Raw genomic sequence first — 26,777 nt, forward strand, 5'->3', positions numbered from 1 at the left:
CCACAGCCTCAGCCTTTTCCGCCGCCTCTTCCGGCTCAGCTTCTTCTTCCCCTGCCGCCGGTTCCTCCGCGGCTGCTCCTTCCTCCACAGCCTCAGCCTTTTCCGCCGCCTCTTCCGGCTCAGCTTCTTCTTCCCCTGCCGCCGGTTCCTCCACGGCTGCTTCTTCCTCCACAGCCTCAGCCTTTTCCGCCGCCTCTTCCGGCTCAGCTTCTTCTTCCCCTGCCGCCGGTTCCTCCGCGGCTGCTTCTTTCTCCACAGCCTCAGCCTTTTCCGCCGCCTCTTCCGGCTCAGCTTCTTCTTCCCCGGCGGCCGGTTCCTCCGCAGCTGCTTCTTCCTCGACAGCCTCAGGCTCTTCTACGACCTCTTCCGCTGTTTTCTCAGTCTCATCCGCCACTCGGTCATCCTCGGCGGATTCCCCGGACTTATCCCCCCAGTCCAGCAATTCGTCGATTTTTTCCTGACTGTCCGATTCGGCTTCTTCCTTCTCCAGTTCATCCGGGATTATTTCCTCGCCAGACTCATCGAGTTCCACCTCCGGCGTTTCGTCATTCTCAAACAGGGCGTCTATTTCAGCCTGACTTCCCAGCGCCTCGCCATCGGCGATATCCTCGGCAACATCACCGGCCGGTTCCTCTTCGCCGGCTTCCGCCTCCGCCTCAGGCGCAGCCGCCTCCTCTTCAAGCAACTCGTCCACACCCTGTTCGTCGAGCTCCTGCTCCACGGTTTCCAGGTCGTCCTTCTTTTGCTCGAAAACCGTGTCCGCCCCGGCCTGGCGGTCTTCCATACCGGTGTACGCAGCATCGGCCTCAGAATACTTTACGATCAGGCTGTTGAGACGCTCCTGGATCGAGCGCAGCATCGAGTGTGCGCCTTCGATCTGCTGGGCGGTGATATCCTGCACCTGGAGGCTGTTCATAATATCGAACGCATCTGACTGAGCATCCTGAAGGAGGCCGTCCACCTTGTCGTGGAACGACTCGTCGAGGCGGCCGCCCAGAAACTCGTCGATCGTGGACTTTATTTTCATGCCCACTTCGCGAGCCTCGTCGTTCCCGAACACGTCAGCCAGCTGCTGACGGACTTCCTCTATCTTGAGCAGACGCTCGACACTTTCGGTGATAGCCGAGATAACCTGTTTTTCCTGCTCCAGGCGGTCATTGACCTGCTGGAAACTTTCGCTGACACCGTTGAGCTTGGCCAACATATCATCGATACGGTCCAGGATTTCGTTGGTGGCCAGCCCAGTGGAGCTGGCGGCCTTGTCCGACTGCTGAACCACCTCGGGCATTTTCGATGAACTTTCCTGAATCGACTGGTTCATCTCGTTGAGCATGGGCGCCATATCCTGGACGAAATGCAGCAGGTCCTCCAGAAACGGAACGAACTTGATGCTGAGGTTGAAAGCCGATTTCAGCTCCTCGACCTTGCGGATCATACTCTCTATTTCTTTTTCCTGCATGATGACACCCCTCCAGCCGTTGCCCGGTTAATTTCTCGGCCGGGCCGGGAAAGTAAGATATTTTTTTGACCTACTCTTTATTTCGGGTACTTAGCGATGATTATTTAGTCAAACTTGCACCTCAGGCCGCTACCACAGCACTTTTCACGCCCAATTCAACAGGAGAAAATCCCGAACTCACCCCAGAGTTCACTCGCCAGTAAAGTGAATCCGGCTAACGCCGCAGTTTCGCTGCGCAGCCACCAGCGGCCCAAATCGAGGCAGGGACAGCCGCTGCTTTCGATCAGACTTCGCTCGGCGCTGCTGAATCCTCCCTCCGGACCCACAACAAGCACGTACTCATCCTCTTTTCCCAGCGGTTCACCGGCCCGCTTCAGCGTTTTGCCTCCCGTTCCCGGGCGATGACAGAACACCGGCCGGGCCGCTCCTTTGCCAGCCGCATCAAGCAGCCCGGCGATATCCACCGGCCGCCCGATTTGCATCAGGTGCGGCCGCCTGCACTGTTTGAGCGTGGAAACCGCCACTTCCTGCAGTTTTTCAGCCTGGCGCTCCAGCCTGCCCGGGTACTGGAGATGTTCGCATTCCAGGGGCAGAAACCGGCGGCAGCCAAGCTCGGCCAGTTTTTCTACCACCGCGCGAAGGCGCTCCCTGCGGCCGATCGCCAGCGCGGTGCTGATCGACGGCAGCGGCGGCGGTACGGACCGGCTCGAAACCACTTTACCCTCAAGGCGGCTCGCGCGCTCCGCGCCCAAGATCACCTCGTGTATGCCACCGCACCCATCCAGCACCTCCACCACCGCGCCCGGTTTCAGTCTCAGCACCTTGCCGATATGCACGGTTTCCCGTTCATCGAAAACCACCCGTCCGTCCCCGCCGAACATGCCGGGAGGAACGTAGAAGGCGCTGGTCTGGCACTTGTCAGGCACTGAACGCTTCCCTCATCTTCTTCCAGAACCCCCGCCCGCTGGCCGGCGGACTCTGGCTCTCCACCTCTTTCAACTCCGCGAACAACTCTTTCTCGCGTTCGGAGATGCTGGTGGGAGTCCAGACTGTGACCCGCACAAGCTGGTCACCGCGGCCGGATGAGTTGAGGTGCGGAACTCCCTTGCCGCGCATCCGCAGGACCTTGCCGGTCTGCGTGCCCGCGGGGACAGTAACCCGCGCCTTGCCCGAGAGCGTAGGGACTTCCACCTGGGCACCCAGCGCGGCCTGGCTGAACGAGATCGGCAGATCGAACAGGATATCGTCGCCGTGGCGCTCGAAATTCTCATCCTCGACCACCTCGATCAGGACGATCAGATCGCCGCGCGTGCCGTTGCGCGGGCCGGCATTACCCTGGCCGCGAAGAGTGAGGTAGTTACCCGTACTCACCCCGGCGGGAATCCTGACCTTGATTTTCTGGTCGCGCTTGCGGCGGCCCTCTCCGCTGCACGACGGACACGGGTTGCCGGTGATTTCGCCGGTTCCCCCGCAGCGTTCGCAGGCTCCGACAGTCACGATCTGCCCCAGCAGTGAACGCCGGACCCGCCGTAGCTGGCCGGTGCCGTCACACTCGGAACATAAGGCAGTTTTACCGGTGCGCGATCCCGATCCCCCGCAGTCCTGGCAGCTTTGGAACAGGTTTATTTTCAGCGTTTTCTCGACACCCTCGGCTGCCTCGGTCAGAGTGATACGCAGCCTGATCTGGAGGTCCTCGCCGCGGTTGGACCGCCCGGCCCGTCCCCGTCCCCCACGCGCTCCACCGCCGCCGAAGAGGTCCTCGAAGCCGAATCCGCCGAAATCACGCATGAACGCATTGAGCGCATCGTTGAGGTCGAAACTGTATCCGCCGCCGTAACCGCCGGAGGCCCGACCGGCTCCGCTGAACGCACCGGCATGACCGAACCGGTCGTACTGGGCGCGCTTGTCGGGTTTATTAAGCACCTCGTAGGCCTCGGACACCTCCTGGAACTTTTCCTCGGCCTCCTTGTCGCCCGGATTCTTGTCAGGGTGGTACTTGACCGCCAGTTTGCGGTAGGCTTTCTTGATATCGTCCTGGGAGGCGTCCCTGTTTATCCCCAGTATTTCATAGTAGTCTTTTTTCGCCATCTCGGCTTCCGTTCCCCTTCGGTTAATTCATCCAGTCGTCAAACATGATTGTCGAAGTTCACCGCGGTCTGTCCAGCACCTGGCTGAGCAGCCGGCTGGAATATTCCACCACCGATATAATCCGGCTGTAGCTCATCCGCGTGGGCCCGATCACACCGATAATTCCGCGCATGCCGCCCATTTTGTAAGTATCGGTTACGATCGTGAAACCGGCCAGTTCCGAGACATCGTTCTCCGATCCGATCGAGATGCTGATACCCTCGTTGCCGGCCCGGCGCTTCATCATCTCCAGCAGCAGCTTCTTCCTGTCGGTCAGGTCGATCAGGGTACGCAGCCTGCCCTCATCGCGGAATTCGGGCTGATCGGCCAGGCGGCCTGATTCACCCAGAACCAGCTGACGGTCGCCGCCCTCGAACTCGAACAAGTTGTCCGCGCTTTGAACAAACACGTTCATCGGATCGTTCTCGTCCTCGACCGCGTCACGCAGACGGCGGCGGGCGGTGCGCCTGATCTCCCTGAAAGTCAGCCCCACCAGCCGCTCGCGAAGGCGCGCGGCCAGGTGGTCGAGCGTGATCCCGTCGGCCCGGGAGTCCAGCTCCACGAAAATGGTTTTCACCAGGCTGCTGCCGATATTGAGCACCATCATCACCCGCTCGCTGGAGAGCCGGATCAGCTCCATCCCCTCCAGCACCCCCTCATCCACCACCGGCTCCAGCCCCACACCCAGCTCGTGGGTGAGCACGCTGAGCGCATCGGCGGCCCGGTGGAGCATCCGCTGCACCGCCGGGTCCTCGACAATCCCCTCCAGGGCACGTACCGCGCTGGGGGGCGCGTTGCGGCAGTAGAGCAGGATATTATCCACGTGGAGACGGTAGGCCTTGTCGGTGGGCACCCGCCCCGCGCTCTGGAACGGCTGAGCCAGGTAGCCCTTTTCCTCCAGGTCGCTCATCGTGTTGCGAATACTGGCCGGACTGAGGTCCATGCCCGGCAGCTTGCTCAGCGTTCGGGAGCCTACCGGCCTGGCGGTGGCGATAAAACTGGATATCACCGCCTCCAGGATCGTGAACTCGCGATCGGTCAGGTCGGCCCTCCGGACAACCGGTGGTTTCTGTATTCTGTTGTGTTCCATAGCGTTATCAGCTTTAACCGTACTAACCGGATAGCCTATAACAATGCTCAATCAAACAAGACTTGTCAACCCGCATGCCCGGGTTCCGGAAGCAATTCGCAGGCCACGGTGTCGTAGAGCAGGAAACCGGTATCGGTCAGACTCAAACGGCCATCCTGAATTTGCACATGATGTTTATTTACAAGCAGTTCTATTTTTTCCTGCACGCCGTGGCCGACAGCTCTTTCCAGCAGCTCCAATTCCAGGCCGGTATCGAGGCCAAGGCCGAGCATCACTTTTTCGAACAGGACCGTCGTCTCGTCCAGAACTTCAGCTTCCCGGACAGAGCCAAAATCACTGCCTTCCGCAGCGTTCAGCCAGGCATCGAGATCGGCCTTGTTCGCGGTGCGATACTCGCCGGGACCGAACGAGTGTGCCGACGGTCCCAGGCCGAGATACGGCCGCCGGTGCCAGTAAAACAGGTTGTGGGCGCACAGCGCAGCGTCAGCCACGGCCCAGTTCGATATCTCGTAATGCCGCCAGCCCTGCCCATGAAGCAGATCGCAGACCGCCAGGTACTGGCCGCCCCAGGCATCGTCATCCACGGGACTGAACCCGCTCCGCCCGAAACCGGCCGCCGGCGGGTCGAGGTGGTAGCCGTAGAGCGAGAGATGGTCCACGCCCAGTTCCAGCGCCCGTTCTACTCCGGCCAGGACCAGCCGTTCGCTCGAACCCGGCCCGCCCAGAATCAAGTCCGCCGCCAGACGGCGGAAACCGGCCTCGCCTGCCCGGCGCAGCGCCTCGTCGGCCTTGACCGGACCGCGGCAGCGGCCGATAGCGGCCAGGTAGTCCGGATCGAAGCTCTGCACGCCCACAGAGAGACGGTTCACGCCGGCTCTCAGGCACCCTTGCGCCCACTCGCGGCTCAAATCCTCCGGGTTGCACTCGACAGTAATTTCCGCGGCGGGAGCCAGCTCCCAGCAGCTGCTGACAGTATCCAGCAACTGTTTGATCTGCCGGGGGTTGAGCAGCGATGGCGTCCCGCCGCCGAAAAACACCGAGGCGACTTTCCAATGGCCGCCAAACCGCTCTTCGCGTGCCAGCCGGCACTCGCAGGCGGCGGCTTCCAGCCAGCGTGCCATCTTCCCGCTGTCGGCCGTGGTGGAGTAGAAATCACAATAGGCGCAGCGCGGGGCGCGGCAGAACGGAACATGAAAATAAACCCCGATTTTGTTGTCGTGCTCAGTTTCGCTCAAAAGGGCGGCCTCCACCTCAGGACAGGCTGAACAGCTTGCCGGGGTGTTCGCGGATCAGGCTTTTCATGTCCAGCCGCAGCAGGACTCCCAGCACCTGGCTGACATCCATCCCCAGCCGGTCGGCCAGCTCATCGACATGGCAGACGTCGTGTCCGAGGCCCTCGTAGACAGTCCGCTCCTCCCTGCTCAACGGCGGCAGGACTTTTTGCGGGAGCTGTTCCCCGGACTCGCCGGCCGGGGGAAAAGGCCGATAACCAGCACCCAGGTCCAGCTCGGCGAGGATATCGGCGGGCGACTGCACCAGCCGCGCCCCATCGGCAATCAGAGTATTGGTGCCTACGCGGCTGGGCCAGTTCGGGTCTCCGGGCACGGCGAACACGTCGCGGTTCTGATCCAGCGCGTAACCGGCGGTCAGCAGCGCGCCGCTCTTGCGGGGAGCCTCCACCACCAGCAAGCCCCGCGACAGCCCGCTGATCAGGCGGTTGCGACGGGGGAAATTGCGCGCCTCGGGCGGCGTACCCATCCGGTACTCGCTGATAATGCAGCCGGCGGCGATTATCCGTTCCGCAAGCTCCTCGTTCTGCGGAGGATAGATCACGTCGACCCCGCTGCCCATCACAGCCGCAGTGGTTCCGCCAGCTTCCAGCGCTCCCTCGTGGGCCTCGGAATCGATTCCGAGGGCCATCCCGCTGACGATGCAGATTCCAGCCGCGGCCAGCTCGGCAGCCGTGCGGCGGGCGGTTTCCCGTCCCGAGGAGGTAGGCTCGCGGGTACCGACAATCCCGACACAGGGGTCGGCCAGGCAGGATGAATCGCCGCGGACAAAGAGCAGCGGCGGCGGATCGTAGATCTGGCTCAGCCACTCGGGGTAGTCGTCATCGGAGATAAACAGGCCGCGCGTACCGGTGAGTTCCATCGCCTCAAGCTGACCGTCGATAGAAGCCTCGTCCCATCTGCGGCCCGTAATCCAGTCGGTCTGGTCGGCCTTGAGGACATTGGTATCGGCCAGGCGCTCGTATCCTGCGGCCAGCACAGCGGTCTGGGACCCAAGTTTATCCAGCAGGCGGCTCAGCTTGACCGAACCGACCCTGGGCGTGGTCATCAGCCGCAGCATGTCTCTCAGCGATTTTTCCGTCCCGGAATCCATCGCACCGCAGTCCTTTTCACTATTTATGCCAGTCGCCTGAACCGGTTTCACTCTCCGGTTCGGCTTGCTTCAGCTCGCTCACTTTTTCCGCCAGGGCGTGGATCAGGCTGTCGATTTCCAGGCCGCTGACCGAGCTGACTCCGGCCACCAGGAAGACTCCCTCGACCTCGCTGACCGGCGGCCGGGCCTCCTCCGGCGGGACAATATCCAGCTTGGTGAACACCAGGCAGCGCGGCCGCTCCGCCAGCGCCGGCGAGTAGCTGCGGAGTTCGCGCAGCAGTGTTTCGTACTGCTGCAGCGGCTCCTCGTCGGTAATATCGACCAGGAACACCAGGACCCTGGTCCGCTCGATATGGCGCAGGAACTCGTGGCCCAGCCCCTTGCCCTCGTGCGCGCCTTCGATCAGTCCGGGAATATCGGCAACCACGAAACTGTCGGTGCCGGTGTAGACCACTCCCAGGTTGGGAGTCAGGGTGGTGAACGGGTAGTCGGCCACCTTGGGGCGGGCGGCGGTTATCCGCGAGAGCAGGGTAGATTTACCGGCGTTGGGAAACCCCACCAGGCCGACATCGGCCAGCAGCTTGAGCTCCAGTTCCACCTCCCGCTGCTCGCCCGGCTGACCGTCCTCGGCTTCCTGAGGGGCCCGACGGGTGGGGCTGGCAAACGACGCGTTCCCCCGTCCCCCCCGGCCGCCGCGGGCAGCCAGGACGCGCTGGCCGTGAGCGGTCAGGTCGGCGATCAGCTCCCCTGATTCACTGTCGCGGATAACGGTCCCGGCCGGGACCCGGACGATTATGTCATCGCCGCCGGCCCCGGTGCGGTTGTTACCTCCGCCATGCGCTCCACGGGGGGCGCGGTAGTTGCGGTTGTAGCGGAAATCCATCAGGGTGGCCAGGCCCTCGTCCGCCTCGAACCACACACTGCCGCCGTCCCCGCCCCGTCCTCCGCAGGGACCGCCCCGGCTGTTGTGCGGCTCGCGGCGGAAAGCGATCAGGCCCTTGCCGCCCTCGCCGGCGGCGATATGGATTCCGGCTTTATCGACGAACACGGCAAACCTTCAGGTAATACGGTTCAGAACATGAAGGGCGCCCCGGATGGAGCGCCCTTGCACGGGGAAACTCGTTTGCACTCAGGAACGGCCGGGAGCTGAATTCAGTCCATGTTGTCGATAATGGCCTGGCCGAACTCGCTGCACTTGAGCAGTGTCGCGCCGTCCATCAGACGCTCCAGATCGTAGGTCACGGTCTTTTTGACGATTGCGTTCTCGATTCCCCGGACCACCAGCTCGCCGGCCTCTTTCCAGCCCAGGTGATCGAACATCATCACGCCCGAGAGGATTACCGAGCCGGGGTTGACCTTGTCCTGGCCGGCGTACTTGGGCGCGGTGCCGTGGGTCGCCTCGAAGAGGGCCATCTGATCGCCAAGGTTGGCGCCGGGGCCGAGTCCCAGACCGCCCACCTGGGCCACCAGAGCGTCGGACATGTAGTCGCCGTTGAGGTTGGGCAGCGCGAGCACCTCATATTCCCTGGGACGTGTCAGGATCTGCTGCAGCATCGCATCGGCAATCCTGTCCTTGATCAGAATCTTACCCTCTGGCAGCTTGCCGTCATACTTGCTCCACAGATCGTCCTCGGAGACAGTCACGTCGCCGAACTCCTCGCGGGCCAGCTCGTAGCCCCAGTCGCGGAACGCACCCTCGGTGAACTTCATAATGTTACCCTTGTGCACCAGGGTCACGCTGGAGCGGTTGTTGTCGATGGCGTACTGGATCGCCTTGCGCACCAGGCGCTTGGTGCCGGTGATCGAGATCGGCTTGATCCCGATTCCGCTGTCGGGGCGGATGCTGGTGCCCATTTCGTTGTTGAGGAAGCCGATCACTTTCTTCACTTCCGCCGAACCTTCCTGCCACTCGATCCCGGCGTAGACATCCTCGGTGTTCTCGCGGTAGATTACCATGTCGACATACTCGGGGTGCAGCACAGGCGAGGGCACTCCGCGGAAATAGCGCACGGGCCGCACGCAGGCGTAAAGCACGAGCTGCTGGCGCAACGAGACGTTCAGGCTGCGGAAACCGCCGCCGATCGGCGTGGTCAGCGGCCCCTTGATCGCCACCAGGTACTCCCTGATCGCATCCAGGGTGTCCTGGGGCAGCCATTCACCGTAGTTGGCGTTGGCCTTCTCACCGGCGTAAATCTCCAGCCAGTGGATCTTACGACTGCCGTCGTACGCTTTTTCCACCGCGGCGTCGAATACCTTTACCGACGCCGCCCAGATATCTGGCCCGATCCCGTCACCCTCGATAAACGGGATAATGGGATTGTCGGGAACGGTGAGCTCACCTGAGGAGTCCGTGGTGATTTTCGCTCCGCCGGCGGGCGGAGTGAGATCGACTTTGCCAGACAACGTTCCTCCCTTTCACTGATGAAACAGTCTATGCTGATCTTGTGCTGAAGTTCGATTTGCGAACAGATCGTTGGTCCGTCCGGAGGATTCTCCGCACGGGGGCTGTGAATATAATGAAAAGAACCGGCCCCGGCAAGCCGCAGATTGCCCGGTAAGAAAAAAAGGCCGATGGCTGACGCCGCCGACCGGTGCGGAATTCGGTTGGCAGATACTTAGAGTGCGGTGAGAGTGGCCTCGCAGTTTTCGCAATACCAACGGATGGCGTAGTTCAATGTACCGCAATTAGGACACTTGATCGTCTTTTTCTTTATCGCGTCAATCGTCTGGTTCATCGTCAGCAGGAACTCCGCTTCCTTATCGCCGGATTCACCCTCGGCGGTCAACTCCACATCGTCCAGGTCGACGGCCACGTTGGCCATTGTCCGCTCATCATCGCTGCCGGAGGTCTTCTCGTCATCTCCGCCAGCAGCCCGCCGCAGAGCTATCGCCACCAGGCTGCCCGCTTCGGTCACACCGCTCCCGGCTTCGGTCTCCGTGGATTCCTCGGCCGCCGGTTCGTTTTCGACAACCTCGGGCTGCTCGTCCTGCTGTAATTGAGCTTCAGGTTCCGGCAACCCGGTTTCGTCTGTCACCGGCTCTCGGGAGACTTCTTCTTCCGCGGCGGCTGCGGGTGTCTGCTCCGGTGCGGGCTGGTTGCTCTCTCCAGGCGCTTCGAGTTCCCGGGCGAGATCTTGCTCAGGTTCAGAAACTTCGTCCTCAGCCGTTTCAGGCTCCGGCTCGGCGGCTGGCTCGGCGGCTGGCTCGGGCGACTGGTCAGCCGTGCCGGTTCCCGCAGTCCCGGCCTGTTCCATGATGTCGTCCAGGTCGAGATTGCCGCCGGAGGCCTCGCTGCCCGGGGCGGAAGCACCGCTCCGTGTTTGCGGGGTCGTTTCAGCCGACAGGTCGTTGAGCAGCTCGTCCTCGATGCTGCCCCCGCCCTCGTCAGGCTCCGGTTCTTCGGCAGCACCGCTTTCAGCGGGAACAGGCGCCGTTTCAGGCAAGTTGTCCCCGGGCGCTGCTCCCAGCTCACTTTCAGAGCGGACATCTTCCTCCGCCGGCGACAAGCTCTCCAGGAACGAATCCGCCGGTGCGTCCCGCTCCTGACTGTCGTCTTCCTGTGCCGGTGAATCGCCGAAGATACTCTCCAGGTTGAACCCGCCTTCTGCTTCGGAGTCTTCCTCCGCGGCTGGCTGCCCGACAGGCACCTCCTGCTCCGGCTCGGCAGCCTCTTCCGGTGATGGTTCCCGGACTTCGGGAAACTCCGGCAGGCTGTCCTCAAGCTGTTGCGACTTCTCCGCGGCTTCTTCCACCTCGGGCAGGGTCTCTTCAACAATCTGCTCCGGTTCGGGCCGGGCAGGCTCATCAAGGTCCACAGCCGGCTCGGCAGCGGGTTCTTCCGGCGGCGGCGGCGACTCTTCGGCCGTCAGATCCGGTTCTGCCTGCTCCGCCGGTTGTTCGGTCAGGCCGGGCAGGTCACCCATTTCGGTTTCGCTATCAGCCAACGCGGCCTGCTCCGACACTGTGATATCGGCCTGCCCGGGCAGCTCGAGTTCAGGCTCCGCCTGCGCAGTAGCCGGTTCCTGTTCCAGTATTTCGAGTTCGAGCAGGGATGAGGACGGCGGGCCATCGCTCTCAGCGGCCACGGCAGGCTCGGGAACAGTCGCGCTTGCTGCCGGAAGCTGCTCTGCCACCGGATGCTCCACGACGCCAGCCGTCTCAACGACAGTATCGTCCGGCGGCTCGGCGAGACCAGTCGCGGGCTGCTCCACTTTCGCCTGGGAAAGGAATGATTCGAGCCGGGCTTTCTGTCCCTGGTATTTTTCGAGACTGCCGGCGAAGCGTTTCATTTTGGCTTCGTGTTCGGAGACCAGGGCGTTGTAGCGGGCATCGTCGAATTCGCCCAGGGAATGACGCAGGGAAAGTTCTTCCAGCTTTTCGCGGTAGGATTTTTCCAGCAGTTTCAACTGGTTGGAGAACAAGCGGATTTCGGCCAGCCTGATTTCGTACTCGCTCAAGCCCAGAGCCACTTCGCCGTCCACCGCTTGCAGATAGGCGAGGTACTCCTGGCACAGCTTGGAATAAACGTATTCCGAGATACTCTCCCGGTTCCGCTCCAGGTACGCCATGCGGCGACGGCAACTGGCTTTCAATTCCAGCAGTTCACCCAGGCCGTGGCCCATGAAACCCAGCCCGGCCGTCAGTTTTCTATCGCTTGTTTTCTCCATACCCCCCCGGTATCCATCAAGCCGGCGCCGCCGGTCTCAGCTCTCGAGCTGACTGAGGACGTTTTCCAGCCGCTGCATGTTGACGTGGTAACTTTCAAGCTTCTGCCTGAAATGAGACATTTTATCCCGCTTGCCAGCGGATATTTCCCTGAACTTCTGCTCATCGTACTCGCCAAGTTCATGCCTGACTTTCAGCTCTTCCAGCGACAGCACAGCCAGCCTGTCCGCGTTTTCCAGCAAGCCGACCAGTTCGCGGTAGTCTTTGAGCGTACTCTGGAAATTCCGCGCCTGACGGGCGATTTCGCGGTTAAGGTTTTCCAGCCGGACAACATAGTCCGCCCGGACTTTTTCCAGCACATCGTCCTGGACCTCACCGCGTCTGGCCTCGATCAGCCCGATCGTTTTCCGCGTACGGCTGCGTTCCTCGAGCAGCGGTACCAGCTTGTCTCCGCCCGCACCCGAACCGTTACCGCCGCCGCTGCTTTCCGGAATTTTCAACATCGCCGCGCTTTCCTCCCGGCCTGGAGCGAACGACCGGAGCTTGTTCATTGTATCTCGTTTAATTTCAGCATGTTATCTGGCGCCGCCATACCCGTACATCTTATCATAACGCTTCGAGAAGTGTCAAGCAAATTCCCTGTCGCTCCGTCCCTGCTTGACATTCGTTAGCGTGCTTATGTTTGCAACTTTTTGACTCGCCGTGAGTTATTATTTATCACAATACTTCCCGCCCGCTGTGAGTGCCGCAGGACAATAACGAATTCGGCTAGACAGGCAAATTGTCGCCAGGTTATGCAGGAGGAATTGGATGAATGAAACGGACACTAAAACCCTGGCGGGTGAAATCAAAGTTATCGCCGCAACCGAGGGCAACAGCCGCACACGGCTGCTCAATGTCGTGCGCAAGGTACAGCAGTCATACGGGCGCAGGTATCGGACGGGATGTGGCCGGGCTGGGTATCGAACGGATCGAGGTCGAGGGCGTGGTCAGCCGGTTCAGCGTACTGCTGCCGGCAGCCAGGCCCGAAAATACGGATAAAAAAAAACGAGGCCTCTCGAGCTGCTCCGCCGTGTCTTTAAGCCCGCCGAACCTTTCCGGCCACGTTACCGTTTCCCCCGGCGAGAAACTAGCGAGCTATTTCTTTTTCTTCCTGATCTTGAAACTGATCCGGTGGAACGGGTTGACCTCGGAGGAGGCGACGTTGAAGATTTGCCCCTCGACCCGGCGCAGGTAGCGAAGGTAGAGTGATAGTTTGGCGCTGTCGCGCGGGGAAAGCTTGTTCCGCTCCTCGTCCATCAGCAGATCAACTATCTGCCTGTACTTGAGATTCATCTCCTTGTGCGTCCCGGTCAGGCTGGCGGCGAGGTCGGAGTCTTCCTCGTCTTCGCTGAAAACATCGATCAGCTTTTTCAATCTCCCGTTTAGCTTCTTTTCGAACTCATGGACCTGGGGCTCGAACTCGCCTGCCTCGATCCTGCCGGGATAATCGGTGGCCAGGTAGGCGATGTCCTTGGTATAGTCGCCGATCCGCTCGATATAAACCACCAGGTTGACCATCACCAGGCTCAGCTCGATGCCGCCGGAGCCGGAGAAAGCCAGATGGGTCAGCACTTTCTTACGTACCTCGCGCACGAGCTGGTTGATCGCCTTGTCGCGCTCCCTGATATCGTCTATCGTCGCGCCCTCGCCGGTCCAGAGCAACTTAACCGAGTCCTCGAACAACTCCTGGACCGTTATCAGCATCTCCAGGACCAGGTTCTGGGCCTGGACGAGTAGATTCTCCGCCCTGAACCACTTCAACAGCGCCTTGAACATATCCTCACCTCATCAGGTAAATAATCAACAACGGCAGTGCGAAAAAGAAAATCACGATCGAGAGCAGGGCATAGCTCCGGTTGCGCGCGGCGAACGTCGCGATTTTTTCAGACAGCCTGATCGGAACGAACGGAATCCACCAAAAGATCAGGATTCCGAACACATTGAACATCAGGTGCGACATCGCCACCGCCAGCGCGCTGGGGTTGCCCGTGGCCAGCGAGGCCATCAGCGCGGTTACCGTGGTGCCGATGTTGGCCCCCATCGTATAGGGGAACACCCTGGCGATACTGACCATGCCTGCGCCGGCCAGCGGGACTATCAGGCTGGTGGTGACTGAACTGCTCTGCACCAGCGCCGTGAGCAGGATGCCGAAAGTCAGGCCATGATAGGGAGTCTTGAAAATCGTCTGCTCGAAAATCACTTCGGCTTTGTCCATGATCAGCGCTTTCATGTATTTAACCATATAGCGCAGCCCAATGAAAAGCAACACGGCGGACAGGGCCAGAATCGCCCAGGGCCTCTTGCCGAGCAGCTCAGCGATCAAACTGACCACCGGCGAGGTGATCGCCTTGAGCGGGCTGGAAAAAGTCGCGCCGCCCATGTCGATCAGGATTTCCTCGAAAAACACCGCCACGTGGCCCAGAAAGCCCGTAAAATATTGCAGGGGGAACAGGATCAGCACGACCAGCACGTTGAACACGTCATGGACCACGCTGGCCCCGAAAGCGCGGCGGAACTCATCCCTGCGTCCGATGTGCCCAAGGGAGACAATGATGTTGGTAATCGTGGTGCCCATGTTGGCGCCCATCACGATCGGGATGGCGTTGTGCATCTGGATACCGCCGCTCGCCACCAGGCCTACCACAAGCGAGGTGGTCATGGATGAACTTTGGACGAGCGCCGTGGAAAGCAGACCGATAAACAGCCCGTTGAACGGATTGGAGGTTGTGGCAAGCAGGGTTTCGGCAAAACCTCCGCCGAAATACTTGAACGCGCTGCCCATCATCAGGATGCTGAGCAGAAACAGATAGAGAAACATCAGAAACAGAACCATGTACAGCAGGTTTTGCTTTAACGAGGACGATTTTTCCTCTACCATTCGCTCTGTCCAGTGCAGGAAAGAAATTTGCTCCGCGCGGTTCCGGGCCGGGTTGTGCTGGTTTGATACTGAACCGGATTTACGGCGTAGAATCTAACAAATAGCCAATCCTCAAACAATCCTTTTTCTTCGGACCGAGTGGCAACGATAACACATTAGTATTATTACACTTAAAGCATTTTTCCGTCTCTGCTGAAACTCTACTAAAAATCCAACAATCGGGATAAAACGTCCTGATTTTTGCTGCTTATTTTTCATCGAGCGTATTCAGGATATCCCTTTTCAATGCCGCTATCTGTTCTGGACGCAGTCGGCTGAAGGCCACCCTGCCGGCATCGTCGAAAAACTCCGTGATTGTCCCGCCGCCCAGGTCCAGCCGCTCGCCCACCGCCAGTGAGGCCTGCCGCTCGTTCCAGCCCTCCCGCCCGGCAAGCATCGCCAGCAGCGTCACCAGTTCTGTCCCGGAACGCAGTGCCTTGAGCCGCAGGCTCACCACCGGTCCCTCGATCCCGAACCGAACGCCGGGGTAGAAGATAGCCGTGTTGCGGAACTGCTCTAAATTGGCGTCATCGGCCATGGTCTGCCACGGCAACAGTCCGTTGCCGCCGTTGAGCCAGGTCTTGAGCGGCCAGGCGGTGGCGGTCAGGTTAGTCTGCTCCAGGCCGTGGAACGAGCCGTAGTTACGGATCTGCTCGCCGAAAGTATCCCTGCGCTGACGAAGCCAGGCGTTTTTGGTGTAGAAATAGGCGCTGACGTAATAGATGCTCCGCAGCTCGTCCCAAGTGCCGAACGCCAGGTGCGGACGGCTGACGTCGATCCGGAAGACCATCTGCGGCTCGGTGCGCCCGCCGACTGCCTGACCGAACAGCTTGCCGTACCAGGCTATCGCCCTGAAATCCTCCCAGTGGTAGGGCTCGTCCAGCAGCCACCAGCTTATCCCCCCGCCGCTGAAACTCCCGTCCCTGCGCTTCCAGTAGTACTTGTTGTTGAGGTAAACCTGGTACTCGGTATCTGTCCAGCCCCGCTGCTGAAGATGGTCGGCGAACTGGCGCAGCACTGTCATCCATTCCTGCCCGTATGCCGGGTCGAACGCTTCCTCGATCGGCGGAGCCTCGAGGGCGTGTTCGTTGATCATACCCACGTAGGAGGTGTCGTCCGGCTCGAAACGGTAGTACTTTTTCAAGTCGCCGGGCCAGTTCTCGAAAAACGGCAGATACATCACCGGCACCGGCACTTCACGGTCAGTGCCCCTGAACGCGCTGCCGTCGAGGTAACGGCCGAACCTGCGGTCCCAGGCGCTCCAGTCGGCAACTCGCATGGCATCTCCCGCGCCCTCCAGCACGGGCGCTCCCACGGCCTTGATCGTACCGTTCTGGCTGTAGGGGAGTTGATTGATCACCGTCAGGTGCTCGTGGGCGATCCTGTAGTACTTTTCCTCTATCTCGTAGTACTCGTCACTGGTATCGCTCAACCCGTACTGGCCCCCCACCGGACCGTAGGAGTTCATCTCGCTGATAAACGGCAACCTCTCCGGAATAACCGCCTCGTGGACCGTGACCTCCACTCTCAGCCGGCGGGCCAGCAGACCGCGCGCGCCCACCACCACCTGGCCCAGGTATCGTCCCGGCCGGGCCTGGCGCGGGACATAGAATTCCACCGTGAAACTCTGGTTACGCTGGCCCTCGATCCCGTTGTCCGGATCCGGGATAGCGAAATCGCCCCGGTGCGGCACGGCCACCTCCGGGTACCACCGGCTGTCGCGGGCCGAGTGGAGATACCAGTTGCGGAACACCTTGACCGGGAACCTGCCTCGCACCCCGGCCGGCGCGGCGCTCCAGTCCGCACGGATCGATACGCCGCCGATTTTTTCAGCTTCCGGTGAAACGACAACCTGGAACGCCGCCGTGCCGCCGCGGGGAACATCGAGCGCAACCCGCCGCGCCGGGGCGTCCCAGAGATAGCTGTTGTACATGTAGTCGTAGTCCCCGTCGCCGGGCAGGCCGTAGCGGGACGGGTTGTCCTCCAGCAGGCGGCCGTTGACCGGGTTCACTTTTTCGTCGAGACCGCAGACCCAGACACGGATCGCCCCGCCGAGTTCCGGACGGCGCGGATCGGCCATCACCGGCATGTCGAGAGCGGCCGAGGCAGTCCCGGTGGCGAACACCCAGTCGCCGGCCCGGCCAAAACGGTCCACCGCGCGGAGCGCAGCATAGACAGTTTCTTCGGGCGCAAGACCTCCCAGCAGCACGGAATCCCTGCCGGATTCGCCGGGGCGCGGGATCAGGTAGCGCGGAAGCTTTCCGGCGCCCTCGGCGGATGACTCCTCGAGGGGACCGTCCGCCACCCGGACGTCGTAGTGCGTGCCCAGCGCCTGCCCCGCGTCCGGCGCAGTAATAAAGATTTTCGCTCCGCCATCGGCAAGCGCGGCGCCGTAACTGTCGGGTTCTAGCGTTACTTCCGCGGGAGTCCGCGGGCCGTCACCCGCTGGATCTCTCAGCTCAACCTCCAGGTAAGGGGCGTAGCGGCCCCCGTCCCGGCTGTTGAAATACTTGTTGATAAACGAGCCGTCGGGATTGCGCAGCTGGCCCTTGCCGTCCACCAGCACCAGCCCGGAGCTTTCGCCGTTGACAACCGCGTGGGCGATATCCAGCGGAAGCTCGACTGTCTGCCACCCGCCCTTGCGCTGTTCGACAGTGAGTTCTGCGCGCAGGGTATTGCCGTTGGTCATCATCACGTCGGTCACATCGCTCTGGGGTCCTGCCCAGCGCAGCGTGTCGCCTGTTTCTGCGTCAATCCGCACGTAAGCCGCGCAGCTGGCCTCCGGGTCCGGTCCGCTCCCGTCGCCCCCGCCCTCGATCCAGTCGGTTGCGATCGTGCTCACCACCAGAGTTATCAGGGGATGCCCGCCTGCTTTATGCAGCCACAGCGTGGCTTTCGAGATGTCCATCCCCCGGGCCGCGCCGGTATCGAATCCCAGCAGGGCCGCGTTGTGCGCTCCCTCGACAAACAGCGGCTCCACCGCGCCGAAATCCACCTGCGGCCGGCCGCGGTAATACCACAGCCCGGTATCCTTGATCACCGGGAGTATTACGCCGCTTTTCCCCGCACATGAAAAAATCGAAATGATAACGGCAAGGCAGAACACGACGGGAGTGCGCATGGAGTGCATCATTCCTCCGGCAGCGGCGGTTACGGTGATGATTTGGCTGATAAAAGATTTCATGCTCCGTACAGAGTAACGGAGACGGGCAAGATAGCTGAATACTACCCGCCGTTGCGCGGGATGTCAACAGACAGAATAGCGGAACGAATCCGGATTTCATCGATTTTCAAAACCGTGGGCTTTGACAGAATTGAAAGTTTTTCTTAAATTATCAGGATTGACCCGATTTCAACTCAGGAGCATTGCGAGCGATGGCAAAGAGCAAAACCGACGTCCGGAACAGCCTGGAAATCCGCGGTGCACGGATGCACAATCTCCAGAATATCAACCTGACTATCCCCCGCGGCAAACTGACCGTGTTCACCGGACTCTCCGGCAGCGGCAAAAGTTCGCTGGCCTTCGATACGATCTACGCCGAGGGACAGCGGCGGTACGTGGAAAGTCTTTCGGCATACGCCCGCCAGTTCCTGGGGTTGATGGACAAGCCCGACGTGGACTTTATCGAGGGCCTCAGCCCGGCGATCTCGATCGAGCAGAAAAGCACCAGCCGCAACCCGCGCTCCACTGTCGGCACAACCACCGAAATCTACGACTACCTCCGCCTGCTGTTCGCCCGCGTGGGCGTACAGCACTGCCATCAATGCGGCAACCGGATCGAGAAGCAGACTGTGAGCCAGATCGCCGAGGTGGTCGGGGAAAAGGGCGATGGCCGCCAGGTTACGATCATGGCCCCGCTGGTCCGTGAGCGCAAGGGCGAGTACCGTGAGCTCTTCGAGCAGGTGAAGAAGAAAGGGTTCGTCCGGGTGCGCGTGGATGGTTCGCTCTACCGGCTCGAAGATGTGCCCGCCCTGAAGAAAAACGTAAAGCACAAAATCGAGGCGGTGGTCGACAGGCTCAAGGTGTCGGCCGAAAGCCGCAACCGCCTGGCCGACTCGGTGGAAACCGCCGCCGGGCTTGCCGGCGGGCTGGTGCTGGTCGATTTCGGCGGCGGCGAGGAGCGGATGTTCAGCGAGGAACTGGCCTGCCACGACTGTGGGATTTCCTACGAGGAACTCTCCCCCCGGCTGTTCAGTTTCAATAGCCCCTACGGAGCCTGCGAGCCGTGCGGCGGGCTGGGCACGCGCATGGAAGTGGACCCCGAGCTGGTGGTCGGCGATGAGCGGATGTCGATCATGGAGGGTGTAATCAAACCCTGGGGCGAACCCTCCGGCATCATCCGCAACTCGATTATCGAGGCGCTCAGCGAGCACTACGAATTCCACCCCAACACTCCCTGGCAAGACCTGCCCGACAAGGTGAAAAGGGTCGTGCTCTACGGATCGGGGACGGAGAAACTGGGGATCAAGTACCATTCGCAGCGCTTCAAGGGCGAGTACACCACCGAATGGGAAGGGGTGATCCAGAGCCTCAACCGCCGGTTCTACGAAACCACCAGCCTGACAGTCAAAAGCCAGATCGACCAGTTCATGCAGATCCTGCCCTGTCCGTTCTGCGACGGCAAGCGCCTTAAACCCCAGAGCCTGGCGGTCAAAGTCGGCGGCTGGGGGATCGGTTCGATGACCGAGATGCCGGTGGGCAGGCTGCTGGGAGAGTTCGCCAACATCAAGTTAACCAGGCGGCAACTGGAGATCGGCCGCCAGGCGATCAAAGAGATCACCGAACGCCTGCAGTTCATGGCAAATGTGGGCCTGGACTACCTGACCCTGGAGCGCTCGGCCGAAACCCTCTCCGGAGGCGAGGCCCAGCGAATCAGGCTGGCCACCCAGATCGGCAGCCATCTGGTGGGCGTGCTTTATATCCTGGATGAGCCGTCAATCGGCCTGCACCAGAAAGACAACCGCATGCTGATCGACACCCTGCTGCGCCTTCGCGACCAGGGCAACACGGTGATCGTGGTGGAGCACGACGAGGAGACGATCCGCAGCGCCGACCATATCGTGGACCTGGGACCCGGCGCCGGCAAGCGGGGGGGGCGGGTGGTGGCCCAGGGTACGATCGAAAAAATCGAAACCTGCAAGGAATCGATCACCGGCGCCTACCTTCGCGGCGACAAGCAGATTGCCGTTCCTGCAAAGCGCAGGAACGGCAACGGGCATTCGCTGGTCGTGATGGAGGCCGCCGAGAACAACCTGCAGAACCTGGATGTGGAGTTCCCGCTCGGTAAATTCATCTGCGTAACCGGCGTGTCGGGCAGCGGCAAGAGCACGCTGGTGGAGGACATCCTGCACCGTCACCTGGCCCGCCGTCTCCACGGCTCGCGTAAGAAGGCCGGCAGGATCGCCGGGCTCGACGGGATCAGGTATATCGACAAGGTGATCGATGTCGACCAGGGCCCGATCGGCCGTACGCCGCGCTCCAACCCGGCCACCTACACCAACGTTTTCGGCCCGATCCGCGACGTGTTCAGCGAGCTGCCGGAAAGCAAGATGCGGGGCTACAAACCCGGCCGGTTCAGTTTCAATGTCAGGGGCGGGCGCTGCGAAAGCTGCCAGGGCGACGGGCTGGTGAAGATCGAGATGCACTTCCTGCCCGACGTGTATATCACCTGCGACATCTGCCGGGGAAAACGCTACAACCGTGAAACCCTGGAAGTCGGCTACAAGGGCCGCTCGATTGCCGAGGTGCTGGAAATGACCGTGGACGAGGCGCTGGATTTCTTCCGCAATATCCCGACGATCCGCTCGAAGCTCGAAACCCTGAGCGAGGTGGGCCTGGGTTATATCCACCTGGGCCAGCCGGCCACCACGCTTTCCGGCGGAGAAGCCCAGCGGGTCAAGCTGGCCAGCGAGCTTAACAAGCGCAGCACGGGCCGCACGTTCTACATCCTGGACGAGCCAACCACCGGCCTGCACTTTCACGACGTCAAAATGCTGCTGGGAGTCCTGCATCGCCTGGTGGACATGGGCAACACGGTGGTGGTTATCGAACATAACCTTGAAGTGATCAAGACAGCGGATTATATAATAGACCTCGGCCCCGAGGGCGGCGAACGCGGCGGCAGGCTGGTGGCCACGGGCACCCCGGAGGAAGTGGCCGGGGTGAAAGAGTCCGATACCGGTTTGTTTCTGCGCAGGATAGTCGTCCCCGCGGCCGCGAAGAAAAAACAACAACTGTCCCGCAATAGTTAAGGAGTGTGATCCGGATGAGCAGCAGACACTTGATAATGGCAGTAATGCTGGCGGTTACCTTATCAGCCGGCTGTAACCTGAAGGTGAACCAGCTGAACAAACGCCTGGATCGCTGGCGCTCGATGCAGAGCAAGCAGGCCGACCCGGAAAAGCTCTACGAATTCGCCCGGGAAAGCCTGCTGTTCTTCCTCAAAAACCCGGCTCTTCAGCGCACTAAGGAAGCGGTAATCAGCCAGCAGGAACGAATCAACTACCATCGCAAACTGACACAGATGCAGATGTACCTGATGTCCTACCACGCGCGCAAGGCTACCGAGGCGGTAGAGGGCCCAAGTCCGGACTGGGAGCTGGGCAGGCTGGAATGGGGCAAGGCCGACGCCGTGGCCAACGGTAAAGTCCCCGACCATCCCACCACGTATTTGATGGTCCACATCCAGGAAGGTTACGACAAGTTGGTCGAGCAGCTAGTGCTCCACCCCGAGGAATATGACCAGATGGCCCGCGATTTCCCCGGCGTGATGCAGGCCCTGCGCGAGATGAGCCGCTTCAAGTACCTGGAGGCAGTGAACCTGCTCGCCAGGGATCAGCGTGAGCTGGCTATCGAAGTGTATATCAAGGTTTTTACCCGCGATACGGAAAACTTTCCCATTGCCGACAGAGTTGTCCGCGATTTTACGGGACAGGGAATCAGGGAACTGATTTTCCGCCGGTTTTACAAGGAACGCTATCGGCAGAGTTTCGAAAACGACAGGATGGATATTTATAGCGCCGCCGCCACCCAGATCGCCCAGATCGCCCAGGACCAGGGAGAAGCTGCCGCGGATTCGATGATTTTCGAGGTCATGACCAACGTCGGAGAAAGTTTCCAGATTTCGGTTGAACAGGCGATGAATTTCTACTATGTCGTACGCTCGGTACAGGATGGAAACCTGCCGGAGTACCTGCGGCTCTACCGCCACCAGGTCCTGCAGGGGCAAAAACCGCTCAGGGCGCCCTTTGCCGAATGAAAACTTGACAGTCAGCGTTTTTGCTCTATCTTGCTGATAGGGGGCGACAGCGGCTTAAGTTAATTGTAAAGTAGGCGGCGCGTTTAATCGAAATAGATAGTACGGCTATTCATTCAAAGTTTACGTTGCGCTCGGTCATGGCGGCAAACTACGACCGGGGCCTGGACGGTGAACAGACAGCCGCCGGGTACCTGGAACAGAAAGGTTTTGAGATCCTGGCCCACCGCTGGCGCTCCGGGCGCAAGGAAATTGACCTGGTGGCCCGTCGCGGCGAACTGGTCGTGTTTGTGGAGGTTAAAAGCCGGGGCAGCGAGCGCTTTGCGCCGATTGAAACCAGTGTGACCGAAAACAAACGGAAAAACCTGGTGGAGGCCGCCGCGGGCTGGCTGGCGCAGCACGGACCGGGCGAGAGTGAGCGTCAGTACAGGTTCGACGTTATTCTGGTCCTCGGTTCGGACAATGATGATACGGTGAGTGTTGAACACATCGAAGATGCATTCCGGGCCTGATCCGGCGGCGGGAGCGATCTTCCAAAAAGGAGCACTCCATGGAGTACCTGGGAGTTGATGTAGGGTTCGGCTATACGAAAGCGTTCGATGGCGATCGTTCGGTGATATTTAAGTCGATAATCGGCGACGCCACCGACATCCAGTTCCATTCCGGGTTTTCCGAGGGCAGCGAGCTGGAGAATCTCCACGTCGAACTGGACGGCAAGCAGTTTTACGTGGGCGATATGGCCGAAAAACAGTCCAATGTGCGCGAATTCACCCTGGACCAGAATACCCTGCTGGAAAACAGCGCCAAAATCCTGGCACTCACCTCCCTGAGCCTCTTCACCGGACCCACGGTCAGGGAATTCAGCCTGGTCACCGGCCTGCCGATCCGCTATTTCAAGCAGTACCGCGCCAAGTTCCAGCAGATGCTGGAGGGCAGCCACAAGCTGCGGATGTATACCCAGGGCGAAGCTGAAGAGCGCTCGATCGAGATCCGCAAGGTCCGGATCCTGCCCCAGCCCTTCGGTGCCGTGTTCAACCTGATGATGAACAACCACGGCCGGATTGTCGACAAGGAAGTGGCCCGTCAGAAATTCGGCGTAATCGATATCGGTTTCCGCACCACCGACTATACTATCACCGACCGCCTGCGCTATATCGAGCGCGGCAGCCGTACAACCGATACCGGTATCAGCAAAGCGTTCAGCCTGATCAGCCGCAAGATCCAGGAGCAGAGCGGAGTAAATATCGAACTCTACCGTCTGTTCGAACCTGTCAAGAATGGCAGCATCCGGATCCGGGGCAAGGAGTTCGGCCTGGCCGAGCTTCGCGACGAGGTGATGCGCCAGCTCTCAACGGCCATCATCAACGACATGGAACGCCTGTGGGTCGAGGACTGGGACCTCGAGTTTATCCTGCTCTCCGGCGGCGGCGCGGCCGACCTGGCTCCGATCCTGGAAAACATAATCGATGGCACTACGCGCGTGCTCAACACCGACACAGATATGCGGCTGACAAACGTGGTCGGTTACCTGAAATACGCCAAGTATATCGACCTGATGGAGAAACGCCGTCAGATGCCAAGCCCAGAGAGTGTATCCGAGAGCGAGGAACAGGAGCAGGCCCCGGCGGAAGCGCCGGTTGCCGGCGAGGATGCCGAAAGCGAAGAAGCAGAAGAATAAAGCCGGAGCCTGCTGTCTTGTCGCAGGACCGTTCTGCCGCAGGTTTACGTTCACCCCCCTTACTATCCCCAATCCCGGCAGGAGACCGCTCCCGTGTTGAGCAAGGTGCTCTCCGGATCGATACTCGGAATCGACGCGTTTCTGGTGGAAGTCGAGACCGATATCAGCCAGGGCCTGCCCAGTTTTACGCTGGTCGGCCTCCCGGATAACGCGGTGCGCGAAAGCCGCGAGCGTGTCAGCTCCGCTATCACCAACAACGGTTTCTCATTCCCCCTCAAGCGAGTCACGATCAACCTGGCCCCGGCCGACGTCAGGAAAGAGGGCGCCGCGTTCGACCTGCCGATCGCCCTGGCCCTGCTGGCCGCCAGCGGTCAGCTCGACAGCGGACGTCTGGAGCGGTTCCTTGTGCTGGGCGAGCTGAGTCTGGACGGGACACTCAAGCCCGTGCGAGGCGCTCTGCCCGTGGCCGCCGGCTGCCGCAAGCTTGGTATAGAAGGGCTTCTGCTGCCGTCGGCAAACGCCGCCGAGGCCGCGGTGGTTGACGATCTAACAGTGATCGGTGTGGATTCCCTGACCTCCGCGGTCCGCTTCCTGGCCGGCGAGAGCAATCCGGCCCCGGTTAAGGTGGACCCGCAAAAACTCTTCGAGTCCGGAGCAAGCTACGGGGTGGATTTCAGCGAGGTAAAGGGTCAGGAACACGCCAAGCGGGCGCTGGAGGTGGCGGCGACGGGCGGGCATAATTTGATGCTGATCGGGCCGCCGGGCAGCGGCAAAACCATGTTGGCCCGCCGGCTTGTGACTATCCTGCCGAAACTCACTCTCGACGAAGCGATCGAAACCACCCGCATCCACAGCGTGGCCGGCCTGACCGGCGAAAAACAGGCGCTGGTCTGCACGAGGCCGTTCCGCAGCCCGCACCACACGATCAGCGACGCGGGCCTGATCGGCGGGGGACGGGTGCCCAAACCCGGCGAGGTCAGCCTGGCCCACAACGGCGTGCTGTTCCTGGACGAGATGCCGGAGTTCCAGAAAAGCGTGCTGGAAGTGATGCGCCAGCCGATGGAGGATGGGGACGTGTCGATCAGCCGCAGCCTGGTCAGCGTGGTCTACCCGGCGCGCTTCATGCTGGCCTGCGCGATGAACCCCTGCCCGTGCGGCTATCAGACCGACCCGGCCCACAACTGCACCTGCAGCCGGTCACAGATCAAACGCTACATGTCATCGATCAGCGGTCCCCTGCTGGACCGGATCGATATCCATGTCGAGGTCCCTGCGGTGCGCTTCGAGCAGCTCTCGAGCAAGCGCGAGGGTGAAAGCTCCGAGACCGTGCGGGAGCGGGTCGAACGAGGACGGAGCAGTCAACTGGAGCGATTCGCCAACGACAGAGGAGTGTACTGCAACGCCCACATGGGCCGCAAGCTGCTCAAGAAACACTGCGAGCTCAGCGATGAGTGCCGCGCCCTGCTCAGCCGCGCAGTGACCCATTACGGCCTTTCGGCCCGCGCCCACGACCGGATCCTCAAACTGGCCCGCACTATCGCCGACCTGGCCGCCGCCGATCCGATAGCCCCCGAACATCTTGCCGAGGCGATCCAGTACCGGAGCCTCGACCGCACGGCGATGCTGTGAAAAACGCATCTAAACTTTGCGGGATAACAAGACCACTCTGAAACAGCGCAAATTATTGTTTGAGAGAAAAAACGTTGACAATCGCGCCGTAACGCGTATCATTATTTGTGAAACATTCGCCATTGTTTCAGCATTATTGATACATGCTCTTGTGTTTCAGGACAAAGTATAACATGGCCAAATATTTCATACTAATGGGTGATGTAATCGCAAGCAGTGACGCTGATAACGACAAACTGAGAAGGCATTTTAAAAGCTTGGTTTCAGCCTGCAACAGCTCTGTGAGAAACCATATTTTGTCACCTTATACAATAACGCTTGGGGATGAATTCCAAGGCATCGCGAGTTCGCTTCGTGCAATCGTTGAGTCTATTTTTTTCTTTGAGGAGGAAAGCATCAAAAAAAAATATTCTTTTAAAATCCGCTATGTGGCTCATTATGGGGAAATCCAAACACCAATAAATGAGGAAATTGCATATGAAATGTTAGGTCCAGGATTAACCAAAGCCAGGAAATTGCTAACTCAAAAGCGCCGGAATCGTCCCCGGTTTCTTATTGATCTGCCAGATCAAAAGTTATCGAACAACATTAATCGTTTATTTCAAGTGGTTGGTAATTTAATGGATAGGTGGAACATAAAAGACTTTTCAATTATAGACGATATGATATTGAACTCTAACAATGAGCAAGTCGCCGCAAAGCACGGTAAAAATAGAACGCAGATCTGGAAAAGGAGGAATAATTTACTTATAGAGGAATATAAACTAATCAAAGATGTTCTGTTTGATCTTATTGAGGAATCATAAGCAGAGGTTAACAAATGAAGTACCTATATGCTTTATTGATATTCGCAATAGGTGAAACAGTCGGCTTTATAATCTTTTTTCGAGTTAGAAAGATACTAAGTCCAACTCCTGATGAAAGGCCCTTTGATATATCAACGGTAAAAGGAGCGCTCGAACGAGCAGTTTTATTTACTGGTCTCCTCTATAATTTTCCTCAGATATTAATTGCGTTTGGAGCTTTGAAAGTGGCTACCCGACTCCATGATGAGACAAAACAAAAGATTTCTAATGACTACTTTTTAACTGGCAACTTGATCTCAATCTTGATAGCGATGTTGGATGCAATAATCGTCAAAGAATGGTTTTTCCACTAACAGGTAAAACTCCGGATTATTGATGGACAGATATTATAATCAGTCATTATTGCTTTCCTGATTCCATTCGATGTTTATTTGCATTTCTTCCACACCTGAATCAACAACCATTTTCAGGTCCCAAGCAGGAGTTAAGCCATGTCTGACACCCAATCGTTCGGCAGAAGAAAATTCATCGGTAGGCTTGCGGGAATCCCGGCGCTGCTGACAGCGGCCCTGTCCCCGATCGCCGAGCTTGACGATCGCTGATCGATAACCTGGCCGACGAAACAGTAAAAAAGCTTGTCCGGCGGGTTGACCGGAGGAGGGCAATCGGTGGAAGCGGAAAATGATCCGGACGCAAACCGGCCCTGTAGCCGGGCCACAATGGCAT

General features: G+C 59.8%; 19 protein-coding genes. 6 read left to right on the top strand and 13 right to left on the bottom strand.

All coding sequences use genetic code 11. The features are described 5' to 3' along the window. From FVQ81_14900 to FVQ81_14960, 13 genes are all read right to left on the bottom strand, one after another. Positions 1–1,459 (bottom strand): hypothetical protein (locus FVQ81_14900; protein MBW7997825.1); only part of this gene is annotated, 1,459 nt, incomplete at its 3' end. Between the two features lie 155 nt (positions 1,460–1,614). Then, positions 1,615–2,385, bottom strand: coding sequence for a 16S rRNA (uracil(1498)-N(3))-methyltransferase (locus FVQ81_14905; GenBank protein ID MBW7997826.1), 771 nt, complete (start codon positions 2,383–2,385; stop codon positions 1,615–1,617). Then, complete coding sequence (dnaJ, locus tag FVQ81_14910; GenBank protein MBW7997827.1) at positions 2,378–3,547, bottom strand: molecular chaperone DnaJ; 1,170 nt, start codon at positions 3,545–3,547, stop codon at positions 2,378–2,380. Before dnaJ ends, FVQ81_14905 begins: the two co-directional genes overlap by 8 nt. A gap of 58 nt (positions 3,548–3,605) precedes the next feature. After that, positions 3,606–4,676, bottom strand: a complete 1,071-nt coding sequence (gene hrcA / locus FVQ81_14915) for a heat-inducible transcription repressor HrcA (GenBank protein ID MBW7997828.1) — start codon at positions 4,674–4,676, stop codon at positions 3,606–3,608. 65 nt (positions 4,677–4,741) lie between these two features. Continuing rightward, positions 4,742–5,926 carry a coproporphyrinogen III oxidase family protein gene (locus FVQ81_14920; GenBank protein MBW7997829.1) on the bottom strand — a complete coding sequence of 395 codons (1,185 nt, stop codon included), beginning with the start codon at positions 5,924–5,926 and terminating at the stop codon, positions 4,742–4,744. Between the two features lies 1 nt (position 5,927). Then, entirely contained in the window at positions 5,928–7,058 is a 1,131-nt protein-coding gene (gene dprA, locus FVQ81_14925; GenBank protein ID MBW7997830.1) for a DNA-protecting protein DprA, read from the bottom strand. A 19-nt stretch (positions 7,059–7,077) separates the two neighbouring features. Further along, positions 7,078–8,106, bottom strand: a complete 1,029-nt coding sequence (obgE, locus tag FVQ81_14930; GenBank protein MBW7997831.1) for a GTPase ObgE — start codon at positions 8,104–8,106, stop codon at positions 7,078–7,080. A 104-nt stretch (positions 8,107–8,210) separates the two neighbouring features. Further along, entirely contained in the window at positions 8,211–9,461 is a 1,251-nt protein-coding gene (gene icd, locus FVQ81_14935; protein MBW7997832.1) for an isocitrate dehydrogenase (NADP(+)), read from the bottom strand. Between the two features lie 212 nt (positions 9,462–9,673). Beyond that, on the bottom strand, positions 9,674–11,725 hold the full coding sequence (locus FVQ81_14940) for a hypothetical protein (protein ID MBW7997833.1): 2,052 nt from the start codon (positions 11,723–11,725) through the stop codon (positions 9,674–9,676). 36 nt (positions 11,726–11,761) lie between these two features. Further along, complete coding sequence (locus FVQ81_14945) at positions 11,762–12,274, bottom strand: hypothetical protein (GenBank protein MBW7997834.1); 513 nt, start codon at positions 12,272–12,274, stop codon at positions 11,762–11,764. Between the two features lie 586 nt (positions 12,275–12,860). After that, positions 12,861–13,541: a hypothetical protein gene (locus FVQ81_14950; protein MBW7997835.1), complete on the bottom strand. Its 681-nt coding sequence runs from the start codon at positions 13,539–13,541 to the stop codon at positions 12,861–12,863. Between the two features lie 4 nt (positions 13,542–13,545). After that, positions 13,546–14,643, bottom strand: a complete 1,098-nt coding sequence (locus FVQ81_14955; protein MBW7997836.1) for a hypothetical protein — start codon at positions 14,641–14,643, stop codon at positions 13,546–13,548. Between the two features lie 247 nt (positions 14,644–14,890). Then, complete coding sequence (locus FVQ81_14960) at positions 14,891–17,866, bottom strand: hypothetical protein (protein ID MBW7997837.1); 2,976 nt, start codon at positions 17,864–17,866, stop codon at positions 14,891–14,893. A 191-nt stretch (positions 17,867–18,057) separates the two neighbouring features. Here FVQ81_14960 and uvrA point away from each other — a divergent pair, with 191 nt between their 5' ends. The 6 genes from uvrA (at position 18,058) to FVQ81_14990 (ending at position 26,051) form a co-directional block, all read left to right on the top strand. After that, a complete protein-coding gene (uvrA, locus tag FVQ81_14965) occupies positions 18,058–20,934 on the top strand; it encodes an excinuclease ABC subunit UvrA (protein ID MBW7997838.1) in 2,877 nt (958 codons plus the stop codon). Positions 20,935–20,948: 14 nt separating this feature from the next. Continuing rightward, entirely contained in the window at positions 20,949–21,941 is a 993-nt protein-coding gene (locus FVQ81_14970) for a hypothetical protein (protein ID MBW7997839.1), read from the top strand. A 137-nt stretch (positions 21,942–22,078) separates the two neighbouring features. Continuing rightward, positions 22,079–22,450, top strand: a complete 372-nt coding sequence (locus FVQ81_14975; GenBank protein MBW7997840.1) for a YraN family protein — start codon at positions 22,079–22,081, stop codon at positions 22,448–22,450. 38 nt (positions 22,451–22,488) lie between these two features. After that, positions 22,489–23,616: a ParM/StbA family protein gene (locus FVQ81_14980; GenBank protein MBW7997841.1), complete on the top strand. Its 1,128-nt coding sequence runs from the start codon at positions 22,489–22,491 to the stop codon at positions 23,614–23,616. A 93-nt stretch (positions 23,617–23,709) separates the two neighbouring features. Continuing rightward, the gene (locus FVQ81_14985) at positions 23,710–25,245 is read left to right on the top strand and encodes a YifB family Mg chelatase-like AAA ATPase (protein MBW7997842.1); all 1,536 of its coding nucleotides are present in this window, start codon (positions 23,710–23,712) and stop codon (positions 25,243–25,245) included. Between the two features lie 173 nt (positions 25,246–25,418). After that, the gene (locus tag FVQ81_14990) at positions 25,419–26,051 is read left to right on the top strand and encodes a hypothetical protein (GenBank protein MBW7997843.1); all 633 of its coding nucleotides are present in this window, start codon (positions 25,419–25,421) and stop codon (positions 26,049–26,051) included. The last annotated feature ends 726 nt before the right edge of the window (positions 26,052–26,777 follow it).

This window comes from Candidatus Glassbacteria bacterium, from assembly GCA_019456185.1.
Taxonomy (GTDB): Bacteria; Gemmatimonadota; Glassbacteria; order GWA2-58-10; family GWA2-58-10; genus JAJRTS01.